The sequence below is a fragment of the Microcoleus sp. N9_B4 genome, assembly GCF_036701635.1.
Classification (GTDB): domain Bacteria; phylum Cyanobacteriota; class Cyanobacteriia; order Cyanobacteriales; family Microcoleaceae; genus Microcoleus.
Window position 1 is genome coordinate 1 of the sequence record NZ_JAUBRC010000010.1, and the last position, 10,041, is coordinate 10,041.

A 10,041-nucleotide genomic window follows, 5' to 3' on the forward strand; every position below is an offset into this window, starting at 1 on the left:
GCATGGGGCATGGGGCATGGGGCATGGGGCATGGGGCATGGGGCATGGGGCATGGGGCATGGGGCATGGGGCATGGGTAACAACTCACAAATAACCCACTGTCAACTGCCAACTGCCAACTGCCAACTGCCAACTGCCAACTGCCAACTGCCCACTGCCTAATGAGTCCGTTTTTGCTCGCCCCGGCCGCGCAAATATTCCGCTAAAAATGCCAATCCTCCCGAACCTACTATCAACAGCACGCTCAAAGCATTAATATCAGGTTTTACTCCAGTCCGAATCCGGCTAAAAATTTCCATCGGCAGAGTTGTAGTCCCGCTACCTGCGGTAAAACTCGCAATCAAAAAATCGTCCATACTGAGGACAAAAGACAGCAGACAACCCGACACTATTCCGGGTATTAATTGAGGGAGTAAAACCTGAATAAAAGCTTGAACAGGCGTTGCACCCAAATCCAAGGCAGCCTCTTCTAAATACGGGTTTAAATCTGCCAATCTAGTAGAAACAGCTAGAGCGATGTAAGCCAGACAAAACACAACGTGAGCGGCGACAATTGTCCACAAACTCAGAGGAATAGCCAGCGCCGCTAAAAATACCAGAGTAGCAACCGCGCTAGCAATATCTGGAATAATAATCGGCAAATAGGAAACTCCCTGATATAAGTTTTTGCCTGGAAAGCGGTAGCGGGCTAAACCCACGGCCATCAAAGTGCCGAGTACCGCCGAGATTGCAACTGCACACACAGCCACTGTTAAACTGTTTCTCAGGGCAATTAAAATCCGCGTATCGCTAAATAATTTAACGTACCAATCTAAAGTAAATCCTTCCCAACCTGCGCTAAAACGCGATTTGTTAAAGCTGTAAAATGTGAGTACCAGGATGGGCAGGTACATATAAAAAAACATCAAAACGGCAAATATTACCTGCCAAGAAACCTTAAATTTAGGTTTTAAGTACATATCGGCTTGTATTTCCTCCTGTGGATTGTCGGCGGTATTTTCCATATCTTGATAATGGGGAATTGGTAATTTGTTGTTGTCAGTTGTTATTTGTTAGGAGCCACTAATAACCAGTAACCAATAACCAATTACCAGTAACTAATGACTAATAACTACTGACTAATGACTTCTTCAAATTGCATTACGATCGCCATATTTGAGCAAAAGGGCAATTCCGATACTCACTGCAAAGATTAATACCATACTCAGAGCCGAACCCAGCCCCCAATTTTGAGTCGCCCCCAAAAATTGATTGTAAATCAAACGAGCCGCCGTCATACTCGAAGCTCCACCGAGCAACTCTGGATCGACAAAATCGCCCAAACAGCTAATAAATACTAGCAAAGAACCCGCAGCAATTCCCGGCATCGTCTGAGGTACTGTCACTTTCCAGAAAGTTTCCACTGGATTGGCACCCAAATCCTGAGATGCTTCTAGCAACCTGCGGTCTAACTTTTCCAAAGATGCGTAGAGAATTGTCACGATATAAGGCAAATAACTGTAAGCCATGCCGATTAAAACTGCGGAACTTTGATTAAGCAATTCCAGAGGAGGAATGCCTACAAGTGCCAGCAGCGAGTTGAGAACCCCCGTAGGACGCAGAATTGTAATCCAAGCATACGATCGCAACAGCGAAGAAGTCCACAGCGGCAACACAAAGCCTAACAAAGTTAAATTCCGCCACTTTTTCGAGACATTGAGGGCGATCCAGTAAGCGACGGGAAATCCCAGCAGCAAACACAGAATAGTAGTCCCCGTTGCGAAAAAGAGCGATCGACCGATCACCTGCAAATTCAGCGGCTCAAACACTCGCAGGTAATTGCCGATTCCCGAAGGATTCACCAAATCTCCTGGCTTAATATTCGGCACCAAACTAAGCTGAAAAATCACCAGGGTTGGTATGACTAATAATAAAAGCAGCAACAATCCAGAAGGGCCCAGCAATGCCAGTGGCCCAGCCCACGCCGACCACGGGGAAACAGTTTCAGCCTTCAAAGAAGAATTGGGAGGAATAGGAGGGGGAGTTCTAGTTGAAACAGCCATAGATCAATTTTTTTGAGTTTTTAACCGCTGATGAACGCGGATTAACGCGGATATAATACGGATACAGTGGGCGATCTGCTGTGCGGGGGCAAGTTTGTGTAAATATTGGGTTATAATTAGAGATTGCCTGTAAAACCCGCCCTCGGTTTGATGATTAGCCGCTGGTTAATTGAGTCCAATAGCGATCGTACACGTCTATAAATTTTCCTACCGGAGCAACACCTTCGCAATTTTTCAAAGTAGCCTCAGAAGGGAAAAGAATTTCATTTTCGCGGACTTCCGGCGTCAGCAAACTAAAAGCATCTTCCGAAGGAGTTGAGAAACTGAGCCGTTCTACTAAAGAAGCAGCGACATCGGCTTGCAGCATAAAGTTAATCCACTTATAAGCTGCTTCTGGATTGGGAGCACCTTTAGGAATTACTAAAGTGTCAGTCCACAGAGAAGAACCGCTTTTTGGCACAACATAGCGCAATTTGTCATTATCTGGAATTACCTCATTAGCATCAGAAGAATAACACATAGCTACCTTCAAATCCCCCGTCAGCATTTGCGGCCGCCAAGCATCAGTGGTAAAAGATGCGATCGCCGGTTTGAGTTCAACCAACTTTTCGTAAGCTTGTTTCACTTGCTCTTGGTTCGTAGAATTGAGAGAATAGCCCAACATCCGCAGCGCAGCACCCATCACTTCTCGAACATCATTTGCCAGCGTCATTCGCTTTGCTAACTCCTGTTTATGCTGCCACAAATAGTCCCAATCTTCTGGCTCTTCTTTGAGTTGTTCGCTGTTGTAAATTAAGCCTGTGGTTCCCCAACTCACAGGGACGCTGTAGCGGTTTCCTGGGTCATAAACAGGGTTTTGGAACTGTTTTTTGAGCCGATCGAGTCCGCCCAAAATCGAGTGGTCTAATGGGCTCAACAGCCCCAGTTCCGTCATCTGAATCACCATGTAGTCAGACGGGTAAATGATGCTGTAGGCCCGACCACCGCCAGCTTGAACTCTAGCCAGCATCGCCTCATTGGAGTCAAATACGTCTGCAACCACGCGAATGCCTGTTTTTTCGGCAAAGCGATCGAGCAAAGCGTTATCGGTATAGCCTGCCCAAGTATAGATGAAAAGTTTGTCGGCATCACCTTTGACGGGAGGAGCAGATTGTACGTCTGCAAGTCGCCAGCCACAACTCGAAACAGCTAAACCGGAAATTGTCGCCGCCGAATTTTTTAGGAACTGACGGCGTGTAGAATTAGCCGGAAAAATCCTGGAAATTGGTAAGTTAGTCGGAGGCACAGTTCGATTTTAGATTTTAGATTTTAGATTTTAGATTGGGGAATTGGGGATTGGGAAATTCGATTTTAGATTTGAGAATTTGTAATAAGGAATAATTAGTAATGGGGAAATTCTCCCCCTCTTCCTTCTTCCTTCTTCCTTCTTCTTGATATCCGTTACATCCGTTACATCCGTTACAGAATCCGTTGCCGAACTTCCTTCGTTTCCCAATTAGGCTCGATCTGTCAAAGCGAGACAATCAGTAGTTCCCCAGTAAGCGTAAATCGGCGTGTGCGGATCTGGGAAAGAACCGCCGGTATTTGGCTGGCGTACAGTAATTTTATCGCCCGAAGCCAACTCAACCACGTAATGAACGTGCGTGCCCATGTACATAGTATTTTTGAGCCGCCCTTCAAAACAGTTGACCGACACTTCGGGCTGGTAGAGATTCAAATATACTTTTTCGGGCCGAACGCTGACCACAACCGAGTCGCCGATGACACCACTCCACATATCCGACTGCTGAACGACTATTTTCAGATTGGCTGATGTGCGAACTGTGATAGTCGATCGGTCGATCGATTCTACCGTACCCGCAAACAAATTCGTATCGCCAATAAAATCCGCCACAAAAGCCGTCTGCGGGCACTCATAAATTTCTTCAGGAGAGCCAATCTGCTCAATCCTCCCCTCGTGCATCACCGCAATCCGGTCAGACAGACTCATCGCCTCTTCTTGGTCGTGAGTCACCATCACAAAAGTCAAACCCAATTCTTGATGCAAATTCGACAGTTCCAACTGCATCTGCTTCCGCAACTTCAAATCCAGGGCACCCAGAGGTTCGTCCAGCAGCAAAACCGCCGGTCGATTTACCAGAGCTCTCGCCAAAGCCACCCGCTGCTGCTGGCCGCCCGACATTTGACCGGGAAACCTGTTGGCGAAAGATTCCATTTTCACCAATTGCAAAACTTCCCGTACCCGTTCTTCAATTTCTGCTTTCCCCAGCTTTTTGATCCGCAATCCAAAAGCGATATTGTCCCAGACATTCATGTGTCCGAACAAAGCATAGCTTTGAAACACAGTATTTACCGGACGGCGGTAAGCTGGAGTGTTGGTCATCGACTGGCCGCGAATCATCAATTCGCCCGCCGAGGGAGTCTCGAACCCAGCGATTAACCGCAGCGTCGTAGTCTTGCCGCAGCCGCTAGGCCCGAGGATGCTAAAAAATTCTCCCTGATGGATGTTGAGGTCTACTCCGCGGACTGCGGTTTCGCCGTTAAATACCTTAAAGACCTTGCGGAGTTCAACGTCAAGCGCTGTATCCGTTGCTGTCGTACCTTGGTTGAGTGCTGTCTGAAACATATTCGCCCTTTCCTGGGGGTAATGCACGCCACTTAAATACAGTTTAAGTTTAGACTTTTCTGTATTTTAGGTGAGGAATGTTGGATGTAACAGGTTTTGGGATTTGTTCTTTAAATTCTATCCCAGAGCGCACCATTGTCAGCAACAGGCGTCAGCAACAGGCAAGATGCCTGTTCCACAAAAAAATTTACTCTTTGTGGAACAGGCATCTTGCCTGTTCATAAAAGCCTTATTGAGAATGGTGCAACATCTCAGATCAACTGGCCATCTATTTATTCTCAGGACTTGGCGTGGGAGAGGGTTTTTGCGGTTTCTCGGTTTTGGGTGCTTCGGCTTTTTTCCACTCTGACAAAGGTCGCTGGACGGCATTTTTAAAGTCAAAAGGCACTAGCAGCACGGGCAAATTTTGGGCGGAATTTTGAGGGGGCGCTTCCGGCGGATTGGCTTGAGCGTACAAGAAGCGGCCGCTAAAGTCTGTTTTGCCTAAAACTAGGCGGTGAGTTTCCTGGTTGTCCAGTTTTACTGTGACTGTAGCTTGGGGTTGGTCGAGACCGAATTCTGGCAGTTGAGCAGCAGTAGTATTAATCGTGCGATCGCTCTTTCCTGTTGCCAGCCTGTCTAGCAAAAAATCCACCGATGCCTGACTCGCGTGTGCTTGCACTGGCAATTTCATTTCCCAGCTAGACTTGCCTCCTTTTGTAGCATAAACTCGCTCAAAAGTCAAGATTTTTTCGGGAGTTTTGACTGTAAAGAATTGTACGCGATCGGAGTTAAAAGCAAAAATTTTCTGTTTTTCTTCCTTAGCGGCTTCCTGTTTCGGAGACACTTGCATCTCGAACAAAGCAACCAGCCCAGTCATGCTAAGCGCGACGGCTATCAATACTAATGTATTTTTCTGCAATTTCATAATAACTGGGAATTGGGCATTGGGCATTGGGCATTGGAAATTGGGAATTGGGAATTGGGCATTGGGCATTGTTAACTGTTGACTGTTGACTGTTGACTGTTGATTAATGTTATTGGTTATTTGTTATTAGCCACAGCAAAGGATTAACAAATGACAACTGACAATTGCCCAGTGACAACTGACAACTGACAACAGTCAACAGTCAACAGTCAACTAACTTATCTTCTCTTCCACCAGATAGCGCCGCCAATTCCCAGCCCGAGTAAAGGCCACATTAGCCAAGCTAACACCAGCAATCCTACTTGGACGGCCGTCATGTTAATGCGGCGGTTAGTAGCTTTTTTCGGACTGATAGAAAAGCTTTGCTGGTCTGGTTTACTCAACCAACTGACTGAATTGAGAAACACGTCGCTATTGAGTTGTTGGTCAAACCAACCGTTAGTCACAAATTGAGATGTGCCAATTACTACCATTCGCGATGTTTTTCTAGAAGCTGAAGGCGTAGAAGGAGTAGCCGTTGGACTGGGAGATGCTGTGGGAGATGCTGTGGGAGACGCTGCCGGTGTTGGCGAAGTCGTCGGTAATGCTGGAGGCGTTGCTTCTTGCGAGACAATCACCGAATAGCTGATTGGGGAAGCTGTTGGTGAAGTTGTCGGTGATGGTGAATCTGTCGGCGATGGTGAGTCTATCGGCGATGGGGAAATTGTCGGTGATGGTGAGTCTATCGGCGATGGGGAAATTGTCGGCGATGGCGAAGTTGTCGGCGATGGTGAATCTATCGGCGATGGGGAAATTGTCGGCGATGGTGAATCTGTCGGCGATGGTGAATCTGTCGGCGATGGGGAATCTATCGGCGATGGGGAATCTATCGGCGATGGGGAATCTATCGGCGAGGGTGATGTTGTCGGCGAGGGTGATGTTGTCGGCGAGGGTGATGTTGGTGTTGGTGAAGGTGAGGGCTTTAAGGGAGTGCTGTCAGTGGACGATCGAACTAAAGCTACACCTAATAATAGCGGGCCTTGTTTATCAGTCTTCTGATCAAACTCCAATTTCTTAGTCGTCAAATCGCTTTCCGCCCAACTTTCCTGACTCGTCCAAATCAGCGGTTTTTCCTCTATCCCTGCTACTGGCGAGGTTTCCAAAGCACGCGCAAACGGATAAAATGAAATGCCGTTGCCAAAACTTTGAGTAATCGGATGTTCGCCGTAGCGCCTGACGGTGGGAACTGTAGGGCCCAGACCAAATCTTTGACCAGTGCCCGAAGCATCGATGGCCAAACGGGTGTCTAGTTTGACGCCCCATTCTTGCAGCAATTTGTCCAATCCCGTATCAATTGCCGGGTCTACCATTAACAATAAACTGCCGCCGCGATCGAGATAAGCTCTTAGTGCTTTAATTTCTGTATCGGAAAACGGTTTGTCCTGCCCAGGAACGATTAAAGCATCTGCATCTTCTGGCACTTCTTTGCGTTCGGTCAAATTCAGCGTTTGGGCGTTGTAGTATTTATCTTTCAGAGCTTTTTCAGCTTGCTGAATTCCGCCTTGACCTTCTTTTAGCGGGCGGGCTCCTTTGCCTTGCAAAAAGTAAACTGTAGCAACGCGAGTGCTCAGGATTTCTTCTAAGCCATTAGTAAGCTTTATCTCTGAAAGACCTTGATTTGGGTCGCTACCAAAAGCAGTGCCACCTTTTTGCAGTACCTGTTTTTTGTCGCCGGATTGCAGGTAAACTTCTCCGATGCTGGTAATACTAAATTCCCGCGCTTTTCCCGGTTGGGCCTGCGGGTCAACAAACTCGAATTGGAACTTTTGGCCTCCCTCGCGTTTGTAGCTTTGCAGCAATTCTTTAATTTGGGGGTTTTGGATGGGGTCAAATACCCAAACTTTGACTGTTTGTTGCAGGTTTCGCAGTATTTGTTGAGTCTGCGGGGCAAGGGTAAATTGTTGGCTTTCGGTTAAGTCGATGCGGACGGGATAGCGAACGGCTATGAAGTTAATTACTCCGAGAATCACAAAGACGGCGAGGGTAGCAATCAGGGCGTTGGTGCTGGCTTGAGTGGAACGCTGCCCCCAAAAGCTTTGTTCGTAACTCAAATATAGCAGCCAAAGTGCGATCGTCACTGCTCCGGCAATAACTAAACCGACTGTCAGGGGGTCCCATACTCCAGATACAAGTGCTGCTGTTACCCCCGCTGCGATGAGGAGGGGGCCCAGCAAAAATACGTATTTCCAATTTTTTTTGCTAATTTTCATAAGGTAAATATTGAGTGAGAAAATTCCGCTTCGAGGATGTTATTCTATATCGCATTAGCCTGCAACCATGCTGTTAAATCTGACGGCTTGTTGAAATCGATCACGGCATCTCCTAGTTCTTCTAATTCCTGTATACCTAATTGACGGATGCTGTTTTCGGTTTCCGGTTGTATTGTGCCTAAACGCCGCACTAGCTGACGCAATATTAACGAGAGTTGAGCGGTTTTTGTCACCTGTTCTCTTGCTATCTCTATGGCAATCTGCTGGTCTTCTATCCACAGTTCTTGCTGGTGCAATTCATTTAATTCTTCCTGAGTGAAGTTTTCCTTGCTGGCAATTCTAAAAGCTTTCTGAATTTCGGGAACGGCACTGAGTGTTTGTGGTACGGTCTCCAGAGTGCTGGTATTTTCGAGAAAGTAAATCCATTGCTCTGCGGTTGTTTCTAATTCTGCTAATTCCTTGCTAAATTTTGGCAGTTCGATAAATACTAATTCTATTTCAGTATCTGGACACTCAAACTGTTGCTCTTTTTCTTGGAAAACAAACCGTGACATAAATTCCGGCTGATTTTCAAACATTTCAAAGTCGGCAATTTTTAAGGAAATTACTGTTTTTAGTCTTTCGTAGCGTTCTTTTCCTGTTAATTGCTGGCTGTAGCTTTTGGCAGCGTTGTACAAAACTCTGTTCCCAAAGGAAGGCACGTTGATCAGTTGAAGTTCAACTAGGGCGATTCTGCCGCCGTTAATTGTGGCTTTGACATCTAGGTGTGTGTCTTGGGTTGCGAGAGTTTGAGGTTCTGGTTGGGAGTCGATTATTTCTAAGTCTTCTATGACCGGCTTTGCTTCATAAAGGATGGCGTTTAAAAAATTAATCAGGATGTCTTTGCTGTCGCTGGAACCGAATATTTTTTTGAACGCAAAGTCGATTTTGGGATTGATAAATCTCATTGTTTGAGGTATTTTGTAGAGTGATTAACAGGGAACAAATAACCTTCCCTTTGCTCTTTACTTGTCTTTACTTCGGCAAAAATAACCTGCTCTGTCTCTGCCTTACCTAATGTTTTTAAGAACGCTGATATCGCAAGGCATCGATGGATTGGGCGGTCAGAAATACTCCTAAAATGATGTAACTGGCAAACATAATTAAACTGCTGGTATCGAAAACTCCCTTGACAAGATTGGTGTAATTTGTTAGGAGCGACAAATGTCCTAGTGCTGTGCCGAAGGGGCCACCGATACTGACGGCGACTGCATCGATCACCCAGAGAAATAATACTAGAGTGAAGGTGAGGATGGCGGATAAAATTGTGCTGTCGGTGAGGGAGGAAATAAACATTCCGAGCGACAATACTCCTGCTGCTAGTAATATTAAGCCGCCGTGTCCTAGCAGAAGAACTCCGGGGGGTACGGGTGGGGTTGAGGAACTGAGGGCGATCGCCTCGCAGAACAGCAGGGGCAGCAACATTGTGGTATAAAATGTTAAAACTCCCAGGAGTTTGCCGGTAGCAACTGCCCAGTTTGTTAAGGGCGATGTGGCTAATAGTTCTAAGGTGCCACGTTTGCGTTCTTCTGCGTAAAGTCCCATTGAGAGTGCGGGTAATACGAACAAGGAAAGGGAACCCATGATTCGCAGAAAGAGTTGCAGGAATTCGTAGGCTACGTCGATGGGAGGTTCGGTAATTCCCATTTGGTCTCGCTGGCCGATTTGGGGAATTAACCCGTCGGGGGCGAGGAGGATGGCTATTAAAAAGTAACCGGTGATTAGCCAAAAGACTGCTGCGATGGCATAGGCTAATGGCGATGCAAAATAGCTTTGTAGTTCTTTGCGGTAAATGGCGATAATATTACTAATCATTACTAACCTTTAGGAATTGGGAAGGGGTAATTGGTCATTGGTAATTGGTTTATTCTGAGTCGCCTGCGGGTGGTTTTTCGCTGTCGTCGCTATCCTGTTTTTTTCTTTCTATTTGTCGCTTTTTGGTAACAGGTGGCTGTTCTGGTTGAGAATCGCTACTCGGTTGTGGCTTTTTTTTAAGTTGCCTATTTGTTACAACTGGTCGGGATTCTGGTTGAGAAGTTTGGCTCGACTTTGGTGTTTCTGAAACTTCGAGATTTTCGACAACCGGTTCTGGTTGAGAAGGTTGGCTCGACTTTGGTGTTTCTGAAACTTCGAGATTTTCGACAACCGGTTCTGGTTGAGAAGGTTGGCTCGACTTTG

Annotated in this window: 9 protein-coding genes and 1 pseudogene; all 10 read right to left on the minus strand. The window is 46.5% G+C overall.

The window, feature by feature from the left end:
- Positions 1–158 precede the first annotated feature (158 nt).
- Positions 159–1,004 (minus strand): ABC transporter permease, encoded by an 846-nt coding sequence (locus QUA43_RS08895; RefSeq protein ID WP_333372934.1) that lies wholly within the window; start codon positions 1,002–1,004, stop codon positions 159–161.
- Between the two features lie 126 nt (positions 1,005–1,130).
- Positions 1,131–2,042, minus strand: coding sequence for an ABC transporter permease (locus QUA43_RS08900; protein WP_333206918.1), 912 nt, complete (start codon positions 2,040–2,042; stop codon positions 1,131–1,133).
- A gap of 154 nt (positions 2,043–2,196) precedes the next feature.
- On the minus strand, positions 2,197–3,327 hold the full coding sequence (locus tag QUA43_RS08905; protein WP_333372937.1) for a spermidine/putrescine ABC transporter substrate-binding protein: 1,131 nt from the start codon (positions 3,325–3,327) through the stop codon (positions 2,197–2,199).
- Between the two features lie 30 nt (positions 3,328–3,357).
- The gene (locus QUA43_RS08910; RefSeq protein WP_333372940.1) at positions 3,358–3,537 is read right to left on the minus strand and encodes a hypothetical protein; all 180 of its coding nucleotides are present in this window, start codon (positions 3,535–3,537) and stop codon (positions 3,358–3,360) included.
- Positions 3,538–4,668 (minus strand): ABC transporter ATP-binding protein, encoded by a 1,131-nt coding sequence (locus QUA43_RS08915; protein WP_333372943.1) that lies wholly within the window; start codon positions 4,666–4,668, stop codon positions 3,538–3,540.
- Between the two features lie 268 nt (positions 4,669–4,936).
- Positions 4,937–5,602 carry a DUF4340 domain-containing protein gene (locus QUA43_RS08920; protein ID WP_333372946.1) on the minus strand — a complete coding sequence of 222 codons (666 nt, stop codon included), beginning with the start codon at positions 5,600–5,602 and terminating at the stop codon, positions 4,937–4,939.
- 191 nt (positions 5,603–5,793) lie between these two features.
- Positions 5,794–7,824, minus strand: a complete 2,031-nt coding sequence (locus tag QUA43_RS08925; protein WP_333372949.1) for a Gldg family protein — start codon at positions 7,822–7,824, stop codon at positions 5,794–5,796.
- A 44-nt stretch (positions 7,825–7,868) separates the two neighbouring features.
- Positions 7,869–8,771 (minus strand): Rpn family recombination-promoting nuclease/putative transposase, encoded by a 903-nt coding sequence (locus tag QUA43_RS08930; protein WP_333372951.1) that lies wholly within the window; start codon positions 8,769–8,771, stop codon positions 7,869–7,871.
- Between the two features lie 115 nt (positions 8,772–8,886).
- Positions 8,887–9,678, minus strand: coding sequence for an ABC transporter permease (locus tag QUA43_RS08935; RefSeq protein ID WP_333372953.1), 792 nt, complete (start codon positions 9,676–9,678; stop codon positions 8,887–8,889).
- 49 nt (positions 9,679–9,727) lie between these two features.
- Positions 9,728–10,041, minus strand: a pseudogene (locus QUA43_RS08940) (ATP-binding cassette domain-containing protein); the annotation flags it as partial.